At 65.2% G+C, this 16,410-nt stretch carries 16 protein-coding genes and 1 pseudogene; 9 read left to right on the plus strand and 8 right to left on the minus strand.

From position 1 onward, the window contains the following. Nucleotides 1–147: 147 nt before the first annotated feature. A complete protein-coding gene (locus ACFWF1_RS13100) occupies nucleotides 148–1,308 on the plus strand; it encodes an epoxide hydrolase family protein (protein WP_379284991.1) in 1,161 nt (386 codons plus the stop codon). Here ACFWF1_RS13100 and ACFWF1_RS13105 read toward each other — a convergent pair. Beyond that, the gene (locus tag ACFWF1_RS13105; RefSeq protein ID WP_379284990.1) at nucleotides 1,305–1,739 is read right to left on the minus strand and encodes a helix-turn-helix domain-containing protein; all 435 of its coding nucleotides are present in this window, start codon (nucleotides 1,737–1,739) and stop codon (nucleotides 1,305–1,307) included. The two genes, ACFWF1_RS13100 and ACFWF1_RS13105, sit on opposite strands and share 4 nt — an antisense overlap. A gap of 543 nt (nucleotides 1,740–2,282) precedes the next feature. On the opposite strand from ACFWF1_RS13105, the gene ACFWF1_RS13110 reads away from it, so the two are divergent. Continuing rightward, complete coding sequence (locus tag ACFWF1_RS13110; protein WP_379284989.1) at nucleotides 2,283–2,816, plus strand: GNAT family N-acetyltransferase; 534 nt, start codon at nucleotides 2,283–2,285, stop codon at nucleotides 2,814–2,816. A 380-nt stretch (nucleotides 2,817–3,196) separates the two neighbouring features. Then, on the plus strand, nucleotides 3,197–3,874 hold the full coding sequence (locus ACFWF1_RS13115; RefSeq protein ID WP_379284988.1) for a TetR/AcrR family transcriptional regulator: 678 nt from the start codon (nucleotides 3,197–3,199) through the stop codon (nucleotides 3,872–3,874). A 155-nt stretch (nucleotides 3,875–4,029) separates the two neighbouring features. On the opposite strand, the gene ACFWF1_RS13120 is transcribed toward ACFWF1_RS13115, so the two are convergent. Both ACFWF1_RS13120 and ACFWF1_RS13125 read right to left on the minus strand, forming a co-directional pair. Then, on the minus strand, nucleotides 4,030–4,887 hold the full coding sequence (locus tag ACFWF1_RS13120) for an SDR family NAD(P)-dependent oxidoreductase (protein WP_379284987.1): 858 nt from the start codon (nucleotides 4,885–4,887) through the stop codon (nucleotides 4,030–4,032). Between the two features lie 531 nt (nucleotides 4,888–5,418). Further along, a pseudogene (locus ACFWF1_RS13125) lies at nucleotides 5,419–5,541 on the minus strand (FAD-dependent monooxygenase); the annotation flags it as partial. A 334-nt stretch (nucleotides 5,542–5,875) separates the two neighbouring features. Between ACFWF1_RS13125 and ACFWF1_RS13130 the strand changes: the two are divergent. Both ACFWF1_RS13130 and ACFWF1_RS13135 read left to right on the plus strand, forming a co-directional pair. After that, nucleotides 5,876–6,880 (plus strand): SAM-dependent methyltransferase, encoded by a 1,005-nt coding sequence (locus ACFWF1_RS13130; protein ID WP_379284986.1) that lies wholly within the window; start codon nucleotides 5,876–5,878, stop codon nucleotides 6,878–6,880. A gap of 70 nt (nucleotides 6,881–6,950) precedes the next feature. After that, nucleotides 6,951–7,499: a serine hydrolase domain-containing protein gene (locus ACFWF1_RS13135; protein ID WP_379284985.1), complete on the plus strand. Its 549-nt coding sequence runs from the start codon at nucleotides 6,951–6,953 to the stop codon at nucleotides 7,497–7,499. A 14-nt stretch (nucleotides 7,500–7,513) separates the two neighbouring features. Here ACFWF1_RS13135 and ACFWF1_RS13140 read toward each other — a convergent pair whose 3' ends face one another. From ACFWF1_RS13140 to ACFWF1_RS13150, 3 genes are all read right to left on the minus strand, one after another. Further along, the gene (locus ACFWF1_RS13140; RefSeq protein WP_379284984.1) at nucleotides 7,514–8,254 is read right to left on the minus strand and encodes a MerR family transcriptional regulator; all 741 of its coding nucleotides are present in this window, start codon (nucleotides 8,252–8,254) and stop codon (nucleotides 7,514–7,516) included. Between the two features lie 233 nt (nucleotides 8,255–8,487). Further along, the gene (locus tag ACFWF1_RS13145) at nucleotides 8,488–9,366 is read right to left on the minus strand and encodes a cyclase family protein (protein ID WP_379284983.1); all 879 of its coding nucleotides are present in this window, start codon (nucleotides 9,364–9,366) and stop codon (nucleotides 8,488–8,490) included. Between the two features lie 255 nt (nucleotides 9,367–9,621). Then, nucleotides 9,622–10,125, minus strand: a complete 504-nt coding sequence (locus ACFWF1_RS13150; RefSeq protein ID WP_379284982.1) for a cupin domain-containing protein — start codon at nucleotides 10,123–10,125, stop codon at nucleotides 9,622–9,624. A gap of 518 nt (nucleotides 10,126–10,643) precedes the next feature. Between ACFWF1_RS13150 and ACFWF1_RS13155 the strand changes: the two genes are divergently transcribed. Both ACFWF1_RS13155 and ACFWF1_RS13160 read left to right on the plus strand, forming a co-directional pair. Then, nucleotides 10,644–12,218 (plus strand): acetolactate synthase large subunit, encoded by a 1,575-nt coding sequence (locus ACFWF1_RS13155; RefSeq protein ID WP_379284981.1) that lies wholly within the window; start codon nucleotides 10,644–10,646, stop codon nucleotides 12,216–12,218. A gap of 641 nt (nucleotides 12,219–12,859) precedes the next feature. Further along, on the plus strand, nucleotides 12,860–13,234 hold the full coding sequence (locus tag ACFWF1_RS13160) for a hypothetical protein (protein WP_379284980.1): 375 nt from the start codon (nucleotides 12,860–12,862) through the stop codon (nucleotides 13,232–13,234). Between the two features lie 238 nt (nucleotides 13,235–13,472). Here the strand turns inward: ACFWF1_RS13160 and ACFWF1_RS13165 are convergent, their stop codons facing one another. Beyond that, nucleotides 13,473–13,883, minus strand: coding sequence for a RidA family protein (locus tag ACFWF1_RS13165; protein WP_379284979.1), 411 nt, complete (start codon nucleotides 13,881–13,883; stop codon nucleotides 13,473–13,475). 420 nt (nucleotides 13,884–14,303) lie between these two features. Between ACFWF1_RS13165 and ACFWF1_RS13170 the strand changes: the two genes are divergently transcribed. After that, nucleotides 14,304–15,425, plus strand: a complete 1,122-nt coding sequence (locus tag ACFWF1_RS13170) for an FAD-dependent oxidoreductase (protein WP_379284978.1) — start codon at nucleotides 14,304–14,306, stop codon at nucleotides 15,423–15,425. Between the two features lie 12 nt (nucleotides 15,426–15,437). On the opposite strand, the gene ACFWF1_RS13175 is transcribed toward ACFWF1_RS13170, so the two are convergent. After that, entirely contained in the window at nucleotides 15,438–16,130 is a 693-nt protein-coding gene (locus tag ACFWF1_RS13175) for a GntR family transcriptional regulator (RefSeq protein ID WP_379284977.1), read from the minus strand. 129 nt (nucleotides 16,131–16,259) lie between these two features. On the opposite strand from ACFWF1_RS13175, the gene ACFWF1_RS13180 reads away from it, so the two are divergent. Further along, entirely contained in the window at nucleotides 16,260–16,397 is a 138-nt protein-coding gene (locus ACFWF1_RS13180) for a hypothetical protein (protein ID WP_379284976.1), read from the plus strand. Nucleotides 16,398–16,410: the final 13 nt, after the last annotated feature.

Genomic DNA, 16,410 nt, shown 5'->3' on the forward strand with positions numbered 1-16,410 from the left:
GAGCGGGGAACAGGAAGCGCGGCGCAGGAAGGCGTCGGACAGCTCGTGGCGGCGTAGGTCGACCAGCGCCTGTTGTCCCTGCTGTGACGCCGATTGGCGCAATTTTGTGCATCGTCCGCCTCGGAGTTTCGTCCTAGTGTCGCGGTTGTGACTGAGATCGAACCCTTTCCGATAAGCGTTCCCGAAAGTGACCTGGAGGACCTGCGCGAGCGTCTCGACCGTGTTCGGCTTCCCGAAGCGGAGACGGTTCAGGACGGTACGCAGGGCATCGGCTTGGAACGTCTGCAGAGCCTGCTGGCCGCCTGGCGGCAGCACGAGTGGCGAGCTCTGGAGAAGCGATGGAATGCGTTGCCGCACTACCGAACTCGTCTGGATGGCCTGAACATCGCGTTCTGGCATGTGTGCTCGCGCGAGCCCGACGCGTTTCCTCTGGTGTTGACCCACGGCTGGCCCGGCTCGGTGCTGGAGTTCGAAAGCGTCATCGGACCGCTGACCGACCCGGTCGCGCACGGCGGCTCCGCCGACGACGCCTTCGACGTGGTCATACCCGCCCTGCCCGGTTTCGGGTTCAGCGAGCGGCCCCAGGAACCCGGCTGGCACCCCGGTCGCACCGCACGGGCCTGGGCAGAGCTGATGACCAGGCTCGGGTACGAACGCTTCGGGGCGCACGGCGGTGACTGGGGCGCGCACGTAAGCACCGAGCTGGCTCGCCTGGCACCCGAACGTGTTGCCGCCCTGCATCTGACCATGCCGATCGCCTCTCCCCTGCCCGAGGATGTGGCGACAGCCGATGACGCGGAACAAGCCATGCTCGCCAAACGTGACAGATTCATGCGGACCGGCCCCACCCATGTGATTGTCCAAGGCATGCTCCCGCAGACATTCGGCTACTCCCTGCTCGACTCTCCAGCCGGGCTCGCCGCATGGCTGAGCCAGGCGCTGGTCGCCTTCTCCGACACCCGGCCCGAAGCGGGTGGTGGTGTCAGTGTGGCGCAGCAAGTGGACGACATTGCTCTGTATTGGTTCACCGGCACTGGCGCCTCCACCGCTCGCTGGTACTGGGAGGCGGTGCGATGGACGCCGCGCAGCGCGGAGGCGCAGAACGCGCAGACGGTGACGGTTCCTACTGCCTGCACATTGTTTCCGGCCGAGCCGTTCCCCGTCGCCCGGAGCTGGGCGCAACGGCGCTATAGCAATCTCATCAGCTGGAACGAGATGGAGTTCGGCGGCCACTATCCAGGCTGGGAAAATCCCGGTGTGCTGGTCGGTGAGCTCAGAAACGCCTTCCGCCAGGTCCGCGATCGCTAGAGCCGTGCTGGCTTAGCTGACGGTTGCCAGCGTGACGGGCGGACACCGGTCTCGCGGACGAAGACCGCGGAAAGGTGTGCAGCGCTGTAGAACCCGCACAGTTGCGCTGCCCGGACGACCGTGACGCCCCGTTCCAGCAGTCGTTTGACCTCAGCGATGCGGAGCAGGGTGAGATAGCGGTGCGGTGTGTGGCCAGTGGCTCGCTTGAACATTCGCAAGAAGTGGTAGGGACTGAATCGCGCCACACCGGCCAGCTCCGCGAGAGTCACGGTCCGCCCCATCTGATCCTGCATGTAGACCACCGCCCGCAGCACAGGACTTCCGGCTTCTCTGGGGACGAGTTCGAGGTCACGGGTAAGCAGCTCGACGAGTGCGCTGCCGTCGGATCCACCGCTCAGCGCGTGCTGCCTTGAATTAGCTGACCTGCACATCCGATTCCTTCCTGCTTCTCCCTGTCGTGCGGCCGCCACTCGGTGGACCGACGACGTATTTCCGGACAGAGATTGTGCTGGTCACGCCGTAATCGTCACCGGTCGGAGCGGCGGAAACGGAGCCCACGCATGCGGATGCGTCCAGGTGCGCCTGTCCATTTCACGTATCGACAACCGGGCGTCAGCCACGCTCACCGCCTCGCGTGACAGTCAAAACCATGCCGCCGCGACACGGTCAAATCGCGTCAGCAGCTGACAGCCACCAGGGATCCAAGATCAGAGCGCGCGTATGGCGGGTGAGCAAGTGCACGGTAACGGAGAAAAGCGCACCCTCCGCACGGCGGCCCGCTTCGCTCAGCATTGCTTGACCATGCCGCTACGTCACGGCCGACACTGTCGGTCGAGTCGACGGAGACCGTGCTGAGTGCGGCAGTACAAGGCACCGATCTCGCCACAGCTCGACCAGGCACTGGCTGCCGACGACCGCTCAGAGTCGACGCCCCCGCCGCATTGTCCATCCGCACCACTGATTGGGAACCGCTCATGGCCGCACAGTCGCCGAACCAGACAGATCTACCCCCTGACGCCCTGTCGAACGCACTCCCTGACTCCACACTGTCCACCTTCACCGCCGACGATCTCGCCGAACTCGTTGTCCTGCAACGATGCTGCTGGGTCCCAGAGGCAGTGCTCAATGACATGCTCGACCTCCCCCCACTGCACGAAACCCACGACGAGGTACTGGCGTGGGCGACCACATCGACGACTCTGGTCGTGCGACAACACGGACGTCTGGTCGCCGCGGTACGCGGCCAGGTCGAAGACAGCGACTGGCACGTCGGCCGACTCATGGTCGTCCCCGACCTCACCGGCCGGGGAATCGGTCGCCATCTGCTGCACCTGATCGAAACTCTCGCACCCCCGCACATCGAACAATTCATCCTGTTCACCGGCGCCCGCAGCGAACGCAACATCCGCATGTACCAGAACGCGGGCTACCGACTCCTCCCCACACCGGATCCCCTCCCGCCCAACCACATCAGCGGTGCCGTTCACATGGCGAAACCCCGGCTATGAGACGCCGGGCCGGGCTTACGCGGCGGCGATCGACAACAAGCACGCATACGGGATCGGCTGGCAGCTGGACCCGCCCTCCAGCTGGTGAGAGTGCTGGTCAGGACGCGCGCCGATGGGCCGCCGAGGAGGGCATACGAGACGGTCGCGTACCGCTCATGGCGGCGGTCAGGATGACTCCGAGCAGGGTTGTCGGCCTGCCGCGGCCAGCGTCAGTGGGGGCGGACTGCGCGTCCGGCGTATCGGAAGGGTGGTTGTCGGTCACTGTTGTTCATTCCTTGTCACTGAGCCGATCAGGCTTCGGTAATAGCTGATTACTTAAGTTATAGGCTATAATCAAATCTGGTTTGAGGCAATCATCGAAGTGATAGCCTCTAACCTCGGTGGTGGACAGCCAGGCAAAGGGGGCAGTCGTGACGGACACGCCGGTGAAGAGTCCACGCGAGCGCTATCGCGTGCAGATGCAGGCAGAGATCAAGCAGTGCGCCTGGGAACAGATGGCTACCGACGGTCCATCCGCGCTGTCGCTCAAGGCGATCGCCAAGCGCATGGGCATGAGCGGCCCTGCCCTGTACCGGTACTTCGCCAGCCGCGACGAGTTGATCACCGCGCTCATTCGCGATTCCTATCGGAGCCTGGCCGACACCCTCCGCACGGCCCGAGACTCCGGCGCTGACGTGGTCGGGCTCGCCGACGCCGCGCGGGAATGGGCGCTGGCCGACCCTCAACGATACTTTCTCATGTACGGCACGCCGATCCCCGGCTATCGCGCCCCCGACGACACCGTTTCGATTGCCCAGGAGATCATGGCGGTGTTGATCGAGGCATTCGCCGCGCAGCCCATCGACGAGCAGGCGACACCGTTCGACACCAACCTCGAACACCATCGCCATTGGGCCCCGGACGATTCCGTACCGACCACCACCGTGCACCGCGCCCTGTCGTTCTGGACCCGAACTCACGGCGTTCTGTCCCTCGAACTCGCCGGCCACTTCACTGGCATGGAGTTCGACCCCGCTCTCCTGTACGCCGACGAATTGAACAGCCTTGCGCCACGCTGAATTCAGCACCCTTTGAAGCGGTTGTCGCCGGGCCACCCCGTGTTGGCCGAGATCTGCGGTGACGCGGGGGTGAAACCGGGGAAGAACCTGGCGAGTTCGTGAAGCGGTGCGCGTGGCTTACCGGTTTTATGAGCTGATCCGTTGAGCTGGCACTGTCATGTCGTCGACCCGTCCCATCCGGCGAACTCGGCCACATGCCGAGCCGACGACATCGCGGCAATGATTGCCTCGGTCCGGGCCGTGAGAGCTGGCACGACGGAATCGTCGGTGGGGATGTAGAGGCGCTCCTCGCGGATCGCGTCGAGGGCCAGCTGCCCGACCTCGTCGTTGGTTACCTTGCTGTTGTTCAGGACCGCGTGGGCTTTTTCGAGTGTCTCCGCGTGCTGCTGTGACTGGGCGGGCGCGTGCTCCGGTCGCAGCCGATGGGCGTTGCGGAGAATGTCGGTGGCGACCGCGCCGGGGCACAGGAGGCTAACGCCGATGCCGAATCTGGCCAGTTCCGCGCGCATCGACTCGGTCAGGCCGACGATTCCGAATTTCGATGTTTCATACAGGAACCCGGTTCCGGCGAGTACCAATCCCGCTACCGACGCGGAATTCACGATGTAGGAATCACCGCCCCGATTGATCATGCGTGGCACGAAGGTCTGCATGCCGTTGTAGACGCCGCCGAGGTTGACACCGATCACCCAGTCCCAGAGGGTGTAGTTCATCTGGGTAGGCGAGATGAATTCGTGCACACCGGCGTTGTTGAACAGCAGCGACACGGGGCCGAGATCGGATTCGACTTGGTCGGCAACGCGTTCGTAGGCCTCGCGGTCGCGGACGTCGAGGAGGTATGTCTCGGTTCTGGTCAGGTCCGACAGTTCGGTCCTTGCCTGAGCGAGTGCGTTCTCGTCGACGTCGACGAGGGCCACGGTGATATCGGCCTTGGCGCAGGCACGTGCTATGCCGAGCCCGATGCCCCGCGCACCGCCGGTGATGAAGGCCGTCCGGCCTTTGAAGTTGTCCACTTTGTTCCTGCTTTCCGGTGTCGGTGCATCTGGTGAGTGAATGCCGACGATCAGAGAGAACGCGGGTCTCTTTCGTTGGTCACGTCGAATTTGCGCACCTCATTGCGCATATGGGGGCTCCATTTGGTGAAGAGCGCTTTGATCTCTGGTGTGGCGAGGTGTCGGTCGAGGGCTTCCTGCGATGAGCGTGGTGCTCGTCTGCCTCGTCGTGGTGCGGATTCACTGTTGCGACTCATCCTTCGTATCCGGGCGCGGCGCGGTCCGTCTCCGCGCGAGCAGTGAACCGCCGGAGTTGCACCCGCATTTCGCTGCGTCGTGCAGGAAGCTGACCGCAGCCCATCGAGGTGCCGGTACCGCGATCGAACCGAAGCGTAGCCAGGCCGGCAGGCGGCCAGACACCCGCTGAACGGCTGGAACAGTCCGCCTTTCGGCGGAGGCCGGCGTACGTTTGCAGGTTGTCGGCGCTCGTTGAATCCGGATAGTGCCGAGCAGGTCAGGCAGCGTTCCCGACTTTCGCTACCGCAGCCCGGGTGCGAAGGTGTCGCTGGGAAAAGCATTCCGGTCGACCACCAGCACCCGGTGCCCGCGGCGGGCAAGCAGCATGGCCAATGGTGAACCAGCACAGCGCGCGCCGACCACGATGACGTCGTACATGAAAATTCGACTCCTATATGTCCTGTCCCCAAACGACACTGTCTGGCATGCCGTTGGGGCACGGTCAAGACGCCGCGGTCACGCCGGGCACCCAGCGAATCGACGCCCACACCCTCTGGTACCGCACCTCGAGTAACGACAGTTTCGGGTGCCCCACAGCGGAGCGGTCAGTTGACGCAAATGCGCACTAGCACATGCGAAGTCGAGGTTGAGTGTGCCGCTGCGGCTGGGTGTGTTCTGAACTGTGACCGGGTTCGGTGAGCATCCGGTGTCGGCGGATATTTCCCGTGGAGAGGACGTGGCAGTGCACGAAAACGTTGGACAGACAGAAGATGTGGACAGGATCCAGGCCGGACTGGCGGCAAAAGCCGCTCTGAAGAGCTGGGCCGAGGGTATGGAACTGCTCGAGCTCGTTCGATCCGCCCACGAGGCGGGTTGGCTCGACCAGCTGCGCGCAGCGACCACCTCTGCGGAACTAGCCGCCGCACAGGGCGTTGCGGTCGAGCAGGCTTTGAATGTCCTGGCAGTGTTCACCGTGGCCGGAATAGTGGAGGCCGACGAGGCCTCGTTTCGGCTGACCGCCACCTTCGATGCTCTTGTTGCGGGCGTGTCCGGCATCGAGATGTCGGCCGTACTCGATGCGCTGGACCTGGCACGGCACCAGGTCGGGCGGGCGGTGCGGCCGATCGCCGGCCCGCCCGGCCTCGCCGGGGAGCACGCGCTGGTCCTCGCCCGCGACTGGGGCGTGCGGCCCGACGGCGGGGCACAGCAGCTGTACCGGCTCCTGTTCCAGTCGCTACCGGAATTTCGGGACCGACTCGACCAGGGCGGTCCCGTGCTCGACGTCGGCAGTGGAATAGGAGGTGGGCTCCTGACGACGCTGTCACTGTTCGACACACTGCGCGCCGTCGGAGTCGAAGTCGTCCCGGAGGTCGCTGCCGAGCTTCGCCGCCGCGCCGAAGACGCCGATGTCGCCGACCGCGTGGAGATCCGAACCGTCGACGCCCGTGTCCTGACCTACGAAGCCGCCTTCCCTGTGTGTTATTGGGCGCAAGCCTTTTTCACCACCGACGCCCGCGCCGCCACCCTCGCGGTCATCCTGCGCGCACTGCGCCCGGGCGGTCTGCTGCTGATGCAAGAGGACTTCCCACCGCTGCCGTCGGGCGAACCGGCTCTCCGCACTGTGCTCGACCGGCTGTTCTTCCGGCAGCAGGACGCTGCCTTCGGGCTGTCCGCGCAAGCCCTCGCCGCCGAGGCAACTACAGCCGGGTTCGAACGCCCCGAGATCATCGACAATCCACTGGGACGACTCGTCCTCGTCCGCAAACCCGACCTCTGACTCTTCGAATGGAAATTCGGCGATGCAGGACTTCTTGGGTACGGTCGGAATCTGTTGGAGGTAAAGAGAATTGAAGTGGCCCCTCGCCGTGGCGGCAGTCCTTGTGCTGGCCGTACCCGCCGGGATCGGTGCGTGTGCCGACGGCGGCATACCGAAATCCCCCACACGTCTGCAGGCACTGCTGGATCAGCTCGTGCGCGACGCCGGTGTTCCCGGAGCGCAGTTGGTGCTCACCCGCGACGGCCGTGATGTCCAACTCACCAGCGGTGTGGCCGACACGACCACCGGAGCCGTCTTCCCCGCCGCCGCCCGAGCGCGGATCGCGAGCAATACCAAGACATTCGTCGCCTCGGTCGTGCTGCAACTGGTCGCGGAGAACCGCGTGGAACTCGACGCTCCCGTGGCGCGCTATCTCCCCGGCATCGTCACCGGACCCGGCGGCGACGGTAATCGGGTAACCGTCCGAAATCTGTTGCAGCACACCAGCGGAATCCCGGATTATCTCTCCCGATTGGATCTCGACTCCGTCGAAGCACTTACGCAATCCCACTCGATCAGCAACCTGATCCGGCTCGGTCTGGATCAACCCACCGAGTTCTCTCCCGGGGTTGGTGGCTGAATTGCACAGTCCGGTCAGTGCTCCCCGCTGGAACTCGCGGCCAGCAGCTCGGCGAGGCGGCGGAGCACATCGAGCTGAACGGGGGTGTATAGCTCGTTCAGAGCCAGGCCGATCGTTTCCGTGGCGACCCGTGCCCCACGCGGCGCCCCGACGGTGAGGTCCTTCAGGTCCGGATGACTACCGAACAGCTGACGCACGAGCCGGGCCAGTCGCTCCGCGCATTCATGCCGGACACACTCGTCGGCATCGGCGGGCAACCGGCCGAATTCGGTGACCGCAGGGTGGGTGAAGTACGACTGCAGCATGTCGGCGTAAGCATCCAGCGTCGCGGGGCTCAGCACGCGGGTCAGCACGACAGCCAGTGCGCGATCGGCGTCGGACAGGTCCACTTCGACGGCGGCCGTAGCCAATGGGGTCGGCAGGTCGGTCGGTGTGGCCTGGCTCAGGCTCAGGGCCAGTTCGGTGCGGATCCGTTGCAGTCGTTCGACGGTCGCCGCGAGCTCGGCATCCAATGTGCGCAGCGCCTGTTCGGGATGGTGGGTCATATCGCCCATCTCCGCGATCCGGGCCAGCGAGAAACCCAGATCGACAAGGCGTTTTATCCGCAGCAGGCGCACCAGGTGCGGCACACCGTAGAGCTTGTAACCGTTGGACCGCCGCTCGGGCTCGGCCAGCAAGCCGATCTCGTGATAGTGCCGCACCGCCCGCACGCTGGTGCCGGCAAGATCGGCGATCTCACGCGTACTCCAAGCCATCACAATCCCTCCTTCGGAACCAGATCCGCCCGCCGCGAACACACCTCACCAGCAGACACTGTGTCGCTGCGGCACAGTCAACCCAGCAACTCATAGCATGCGTCTTCCAACCAGCGGAACATCCCGACCGTGCTGACCGAGCTGCCCCGGCCGAGGTCAGCCTGCCGCAGCCGGAATATCGGACCGCACCGGAAACACGGAGCCACCGATCAAACTCACAAACAGTCTCTTCTTCAGAAGATGGCGAGCGGATTGACCGGCACGCCGCTCGCGGCACCGAGCCTCGGCGGCGCGGCAACGAACAGGAAGGTCGACCGGCCCTCCTCGACACAAGCGACCGCCAGCTCGGCAGGGTCCGCGACATCGATCAAGGGCATCCCCAAGCGAGCCAGAGCCACTCGGTGCAACGGACCGGGAACGCGGGGATCGACCGGCGGACGCCCGTCGCCGATGTCACCGGCATAGACAGCCACGTCATGCCGGTGCATCCAGGCGACCGCGTCAAGAGTCAGACCCGGAATACGCCGGTGCCGGCTGGCCGCATAGTCCCAGCCGCCCCGCACCACCAACGCATCCCCACTACGCACCTGCACCCCGGCCCGCACACATGCCTGCTCGAGCTCCGCGCCGGTCACCCCGTGGCCGTCGGGCAATGGGCCATCGGCGGCCAGATCGACCAGGACGCCGCGGGTTACCACACCGTGGGCGAATATCGCGGTGGACCCGTGCCGGTAGCCCTCCGCACCACCGGCCTGCTCCAACGCGATCCCCGGGTACACCTTGCCGTCCACGACCTGATGCACCAGGGAGTCGAAGTGTGTCACTTCGGGATGGTGCGTCATCATGATGACCAGTTCGGCCGTAGCCAGCGGGGCGGTACCGGTGAACAGCCCCGCCTGCATCACCCCGATCGAGTCCGCGCCCAGAGGCGCGCCGGGCCCGGCGACCAAGGGTGACGTCGGCATGGGCCGCGAGATCGACACGGTCCGCCCGCTGCGCGCCTCGGCGACTGCGGCGGCCCGCACCTCGGCGGTGATCAGATTGAGGGTGCCCCGCTCGTCGTGCTCGCCCCATCTCCCCCAATTGGTCGGCAGGTCTTCACTCTCGGTCACCGGAGTCTCCACATCAGTTCGTTGCTCCCAGAAATGTTTCAGCCGTCCCGCTGTCGCACGAGAACGCTCGCTGGTGGGGAGTGCACACCCTGCCGCCACGGCAGGGTCAAGTCGACCTGACCGGACGAACTCGGTCATGGCGGTGAGCGCCCACCCGAATTACCGATCGACTATGCCGCGTCAGAAATCGGCGCAAACATGCCGGTCGCCCCTCGGATCCGAGGGGACACCGTGGTCCGACGGTGCGCGGACCCGTTATTGACGCGCCGTCGAATCCAGCTCGGCCGGGGTCATTCCGGGCGGGCCGAGTATAACGTCGCCGAATTCGTCGGTCACCGCTTGGAACAATGCCATATCCCATTCGGTCTCCGACGTCGCCAAGTGCGCAGGTGTGCCAGTCCTGCTGATGAGTTCAGCGAACTTACCGGGATTGGTCAGATTGAGCGCACGTGCACCATCAGGACCGGCATTGATGGTGTGCGGAGTATTCTTCGCAATCGCGTAGAAGTCGCCCGGCCCCAGGGTGAACGTGTCGGGTCCCGACCACACGGTCAGAGCACCGGAGACCACCCAGAGCCGCTCCTCGTAGCGAGTATGCAGATGCAACGGAGTCCACGCCCCACCGGGCAACGTGACATCGCTCAGGTCGAATTGGCCACCGGTTTCCTGGGCCGAGATGAGGATGGACAAGCGAAGATGCTGACCGAGAACGAATTGCCGGTCCTGCGATACCGAAGGTGGAGCGGGATACTCATTCATGATGACTCCTGGTCGTCGTGGAAATGGTCGTCGTGGAAACCCATTGCGGGAGTACACAACTTGCTGCTACGGCGTGGTCAAGTTGGTAAAATTGATGATCTTGCCGGTCCGAATCGCCGATGGGCTATGCCGTCGCGACAAGGCGTCGAGCCACCGGCTGCACGCCCAGCCGCCCTGCCAAGCTCCGGGGATTAACACGACAACCGACGAATTCCGAGTCATACAGTTATGGGCCTTTCGTGATCGATGCGCCTCGGCCATGTCGAAGAAACCCTCGAACCATCCGACGCTCGGACGACAGTTTCGACCGTGCCGCAACGGCAAGGTCAACAGGTCCGACCTTCAATCGGCGTGAAATGTGCTCTGTCGCATGCGGAGTCAGAGTTTGAGTGTGCCGCTACGGCACGGTGTTTCCTGGTCGGCGGCAGGGGCCTCGGCAGGTGACTCCGGTGTTATCGGTGGATAGTTCGCTGCCAAGGAGCGGAAGAGCTGGTGAAGCGGAACAACTGGAGCAAAGAATGAACGGCGCTGAAGTAATCATCGAAACGATGCTCGACAGCGATGTCCGAGTATGTTTCGGTAACCCGGGCACATCGGAGATGCACTTCGTCGCCGCGCTGGACCGATACCCGCAGATGCGCGGCATCCTCTGCCTGTTCGAGGGGGTCGCGACCGGCGCGGCAGACGGATACGGCCGCATGACGCGACGGCCTGCGGCGACATTGCTGCACCTCGGCCCCGGCCTCGGAAACGGACTGGCCAATCTCCACAACGCCCGCCGCGCCGGCACCCCCGTGCTCAATATTGTCGGGGACCACTCGCGCGACCACAAACCCCTCGATTCCCCGCTCGACTCCGACATCGACGCGGTCGCCGGATCGGTCTCCGCCTGGCTGTACCGTCCGGCCGACAGCGCTGGACTCGGCCGCGACATCGCCGCCGCGATCGCCGCCACGAGAGGATTCGAGGATTCGGTCGCGCAGCGCACCGGTACCTCCGGATCGATAGCGACGGTGGTGGTACCCGCCGACCTGTCGTGGTCGACGGGCGGCGTGGCAGCGCCCGCACTGCCGAACCGGCCTGCCCGGGATGCCGTCGTCGCCTCCGACGCCGCGGAGAAGATCCTGCGTTCCGGCGAAAAGACCGCCCTGCTGCTCGACGGCGACGCGCTCACCGAGGACGGGCTCAACGCGGCCGACCGCATCGCCCAGGCCACCGGAACACTCCTGTTCTGTCCGACCTGGCCCGCAGCGCTGCGTCGAGGAGCGGGAATACCGACGGTGGCTCCGCTCGCCTACCGCAGCGAAGACGTGCGCGCCCAGATGGCGGGAGTGCGTCATCTGATACTGGCCGGAGCCCGTTCGCCCGTAGCGTCTTTCGGCTATCCCGGCCAGGACGGAAACCTCGTTCCCGCGGGAATCGATCTGCACGTCCTTGCTGACGAGTTCACCCCGATTCTCTCCGGCCTGACCAGTATCGCCGACCGGATCGCACCGGAGCTGAAACCCCGCCCCGCACCCGCGACTCGCACCGCCCTGCCCAAAGGTGTACTCACCCAAGCCAACTGGGCGTGGGTCATCGGCGGACTGCTGCCACCGGACGCGATCGTCTGCGACGAATCGATCACCGCGGGCATGCAGACGTTGGCGGCGGCCACCGCGGGCGCACCTGCCCACGACGCACTCGGACTGGTCGGATTGGCTGTCGGCCAAGGCCTTCCACTCTCGGTCGGTGCCGCGGTGGCCTGTCCCGATCGACCGGTCGTGTGCCTGGAGGCCGACGGCAGCGCCATGTACACCATTTCCGCCCTATGGACCCAAGCCCGGGAAAACCTGGACATCACCACCGTCGTGCTCAACAACAAGTCCTACGCCATCCTGCGCTCGGAACTCGATCGCGTCGGCGCACAAGGCAATGGCAGCGCTTCCACCCGAATGCTCGACCTCTCCCATCCGGATCTCGACTTCGTCGCCCTCAGCCACGGCATGGGAATGCCCGCGACCCGCGCCACCACAGCCGAACAACTCGCCGACCAGTTCGCCGCCGCGACCCGAGAACCAGGACCGCACCTGATCGAAGCCGTGCTGTCCTGACCCGAAATTGCCGTTCCGCCTGAGGGTTTCGCCCACCCACTGCTGCGTCGTGGCCAAAGAGGCGTGCCGAGGATCCATTGGACACGGGTCGTCCGTCGACCGGGCCAACCAGATAGCCGCCCACGTTAGCGGACATCGATCCCCGGACAGAAACGCTCACCTCATTCTCCTGGAAGTAGCCACTACCGATTCCGGGGCGCTGCTGCTATACGCGGTCATGCCGAACCGCCGGGGGTGATGCACGGCTCTGAGGAGACCGCCCGCTACCGGCGGGGCGCTCGGCGATCCTCGGGACGCTCGAAGCCTGCGCGGGCGCCGCCGCGGTAATGAGGTTTCGCTCGTATTCAGTTGGAAGACAACGACATTCTAGGTCACATCCGGCGCCACGTGCGGTGACACTACACAGCGGTCGCGCCGGGTCTGCGCCCGCAAAAGTAGGGGCTGGGGGGATCGCTCGGATATCGATACGTTGGTTCAGCTGTCCTGGACAGGAGACCTGCCGAACGTCGGCACATGCCGTGCGATGCCCTGGATCATCACACCCGGGCCCGCACGACGTCAGAAATGCGGGCAGCTGTCCAGGGCCGTTGTCTGGCAGCACGACTGGCGTTCAGTCACCAATCCAAAGGAGTCGGTACTCGATGCGAAATCTGCGTAGGTCCATGTCGGTCACGATCGCGCTGGCCGCCGTTGGCGTGGCCTGGAACGCCCCCGCCGCGTCCGCCGAGATCGGCATTCAGGTGGTGATCGCCAGCGGTGTCATCGGCACCGGTTACGGCACCGGTTGCACCTACAGCGTCGTCGCCAACGGCACCGATCCCGAGGGCATGAATTTCTACGACAACGGCCTCCGGTTCGCCATCACGCCGGGCGGCAACACCACGCAGGTGGCGCGATGGACGCCGGCCACGGTCGGCACCCACGAGATCGTGATCACGCAGAGCAACGACTCCAAGAGCATCATGCTCACCGTCGGCACCGGCATCAATACCGGCAGCGTCTGCCAGGCGATCTAGGGTCTCATTCCATCGCGCCCCAGTGAGGTCGAAGGGCGTGCGCCGGTGCGGTGACGAGCGGTCATTTCGCGGTCGCGCACGCCCCCTGGTCAGAGCTTCATCTACCAGCGCGGGAACGAAGTTGAGTGACGGTCAAGGCGCTGAGGAACTTCCGAGCAGTGGCCACGAGGGCCTACATCTCAGCGATTCGCCGTTGGCTTGGATCGTAAGCCCGCCGACGAGCGGGTAGTACCCCGCATCACCGGACGAGCCCGATGGCCTCGATCTCGATCATCCACTCAGGGTCAGCGAGTGCGGAGACCTCCACGAACGACTCCGCAAGGTGCGGCTTGCCCGGGAAGTGTTCGGCACGCAACTTCGCGAAGATGTCCTGCTGTGTGATGTCGGTGACGAACACGGTGGCCTTGACTACCTCGGCGAGACTGGAGCCCGCGTTGGTGAGGACCGTCGAGAGGTTCGCCAGCGCCTGACGAACTTGGCTCTCGAAGTCCCCCGCGCCGACCGTGGCGCCCTGGGCATCAATCGGCGCTTGCCCCGAGGTGAAGACCAAGTTCCCGACCCGAACGCCGAGCGAAATGCCCGCCGACTCATACCAGTCGGGTTCCGCGGAAACGCGCACGCGCTCGGCGGCAGGCTGTGTGACCGACATTGTGCTGACACTCCCTCAAATCTGCATACACGGAGCCGGGCAGCTGTGATCACCCGACCTGATCGACAGCCACAAGACCCTGAGATTCATTCCCGAGAGCCTGCCGCCTCTCCAGAGTGTCGGCCGTCAGTGAAGGTGGCCGGTTCGCTGACAAGCACATGCTCGACGCGCTTGGGTGCTGGGTGGCGTGCGGGGCGGACCATCCACCGGCCCAGGTCGCCGGCGAGGCGGATGCCGAGATAGAGTGTTGAGGTCGCGAAAAACGATGCTCCGCAGGGTCTCACGCCCGCCGAACATCGCGCATACATCGATGCAGGATGGTTCTGTTCGATGAGCGTCTCCCTTGCCGAGATCGGGCATCCCGCCCGCTCCCGGCGCTGACCAGCACCGGCGTTTGCCGGTGCAACAGAGGAGCGCATCATGCGGAAGACCATCGCGATTGTCGGAGCGGGCTTGGGCGGGTTGACGCTTGCCCGGGTGCTTCAGGCTCACGGCGTTGCCGTCACGATCTACGAGGGCGAGGCTTCGGCGACGACCCGCGTGCAGGGCGGCCTGCTCGACATCCACGAAGAGACCGGACAGGTCGCACTTCGCGCAGCCGGTCTGTACGACGAGTTCCGCACGCTGATCCTTCCGGGCGAGGACGCCAAGCGCGTGGTCGACCGCGACGGCACGATCCTGTTCGACAGGCCCGCAGACCCCGGTTCGGCCCGTCCGGAGGTGGATCGTGGCGAACTCAGGCGCCTGCTCATGGACTCGCTGCTGCCCGAGACGATCAGGTGGGGGCACAAGCTCACCTCGATCCGGCAACGTCCGGCGGGCGGTTGCGACCTCACCTTCGCGAACGGTTCCGCCGCGCGCGCCGACATCGTCATCGGCGCGGACGGCGCCTGGTCGACGGTGCGTCCGCTGCTAACCCCCGCCACGCCTCGCTACAGCGGCACCTGCTTCATCGAGATCGCCCTGACCGCAGGCGATCCGAACCATCGGGCCAGCGTGGCCGCGATCGGCAGCGGCACGCTGATTGCGGCCGCGCCGGGCAAAGGCATCACCGTCCATCGCTACGCCAACGGGCTCGTGCGCGGCTACGTGATGCTGAACAAGCCCGAGGAATGGATGCGGTCTATCGACTTCGGCGACCCGTCCGCTGGCCTCCGTCAAGTCTGCAAGGAGTTCGACGGCTGGTCACCGCTGCTCACCGCCTTCGTGACCGAGAGCGATGCAAAACCGTTGCTGCGACCCATCTATGCCCTTCCCGTCGGGCTCAGCTGGGACCGGACACCGGGTGTGACGCTCGTTGGCGACGCCGCCCATCTGATGTCGCCCTTTGCCGGCGAGGGCGCGAACCTCGCCATGTACGACGGCGCCGACTTGGCCGGCGAGCTGGTCGAGCAACTCGACATCGAGGTCGCTTTCGCCGCGTACGAAAAGCGGCTATTCCTGCGTAGTAGCGAGGTCGCGGGCCGCTCGGCGCAGAACCTGGAGATCTTCTACGGCCGGGACGCACCGCAGAGCGTAGTCACACTTTTCGATCACCCCTGATTCGAAGATCTTTCAATCATTCGTCCGGTTCGGTTGGTCGGTTGCGCAGCTGATCAGTAGTTGGGTGGTGTGTGTGATGTGGTCGCGCAGTAGTTGCTGTGCGTGGTCGGCGTCGCGGGCGAGCACGGCGTCGAGCAGTGCCCGGTGTTCGGCGGCCACGTCGCGGCCGGGTTCGTTACCCAGGGACACCGACCACTGCCGGTACAGCTCGGCCTCCTGCCGCAGCGACCGCGCCGTGTCGAGCAGCCGCTGGTTGGCGCAGCCCGTCAGCAGCGCGTGGTGGAAGGCGGCGTGGGCTTGCGACCATTCGTCGGTCAGCCGGTCCGGATCCGCCGGGTCCCGGTATGGCGTGCGTTCCAGAAGGTGGTGTGCCGCAACGGCCTCGGCCTCCCAGGGCATATCGCCCTCCAGTACGGATAGCCGTAGGACCAGGGATTCTATCTCCGCTCGCGCCTGCGTCAGCTCTGCCAGGTCTCGATGCGACAGCGGCCGGACCTGGTAGCCCTGATGTGCTTTCGTCACCACCAATCCCTCGGCGACCAGCCGGGTCAATACCTCGCGGGTGGCGCCGACGCTCACCTGGTAGCGGTCGGCCAGGTCCGGGAACTTGAGCCGTTCGCCCGGCACCAGCCGACCACCGAGGATGTCGGCCCGCAACGCCTGGTGGATGCCGTCGGTGCGGGTCGTCCCGCCGCTCTTCGCCATGCGCACACTCTAGCAGTTTACGAATATCTCTTGAACTTTCGAAAGTTTGCGTCTAGTTTCGAAAGTGTCACCGCTCGGCGGATCGAGAGCCGGAAACCCTTGCTGAGCACCGTCATTCGAGGAGTTGCCATGAGCTCGCGCACCCTGCACCGTCCGTCGGTGCTCCGCGGCGGGACCGTCCTCACCACGGATTCCGTCCGTACCGTGCTCGAAGGCCACGACGTGCTCGTGTTCGGCGGCCACGGCAACTCCGTGTCCCAGCGATGACCTTTCACACCAG

This window comes from Nocardia sp. NPDC060255 (assembly GCF_042727395.1).
In the GTDB taxonomy this organism is placed as follows: Bacteria; Actinomycetota; Actinomycetes; order Mycobacteriales; family Mycobacteriaceae; genus Nocardia.

Coding starts and splice junctions, on each gene's coding strand:
- ACFWF1_RS13105 (WP_379284990.1), bottom strand. CDS start 1,739: ATGTGCAGGTCAGCTAATTCAAGGCAGCACGCGCTGAGCGGTGGATCC.
- ACFWF1_RS13110 (WP_379284989.1), top strand. CDS start 2,283: ATGGCCGCACAGTCGCCGAACCAGACAGATCTACCCCCTGACGCCCTG.
- ACFWF1_RS13140 (WP_379284984.1), bottom strand. CDS start 8,254: ATGGCTTGGAGTACGCGTGAGATCGCCGATCTTGCCGGCACCAGCGTG.
- ACFWF1_RS13150 (WP_379284982.1), bottom strand. CDS start 10,125: ATGAATGAGTATCCCGCTCCACCTTCGGTATCGCAGGACCGGCAATTC.
- ACFWF1_RS13155 (WP_379284981.1), top strand. CDS start 10,644: ATGAACGGCGCTGAAGTAATCATCGAAACGATGCTCGACAGCGATGTC.
- ACFWF1_RS13160 (WP_379284980.1), top strand. CDS start 12,860: ATGCGAAATCTGCGTAGGTCCATGTCGGTCACGATCGCGCTGGCCGCC.
- ACFWF1_RS13165 (WP_379284979.1), bottom strand. CDS start 13,883: ATGTCGGTCACACAGCCTGCCGCCGAGCGCGTGCGCGTTTCCGCGGAA.
- ACFWF1_RS13170 (WP_379284978.1), top strand. CDS start 14,304: ATGCGGAAGACCATCGCGATTGTCGGAGCGGGCTTGGGCGGGTTGACG.
- ACFWF1_RS13175 (WP_379284977.1), bottom strand. CDS start 16,130: ATGGCGAAGAGCGGCGGGACGACCCGCACCGACGGCATCCACCAGGCG.
- ACFWF1_RS13180 (WP_379284976.1), top strand. CDS start 16,260: ATGAGCTCGCGCACCCTGCACCGTCCGTCGGTGCTCCGCGGCGGGACC.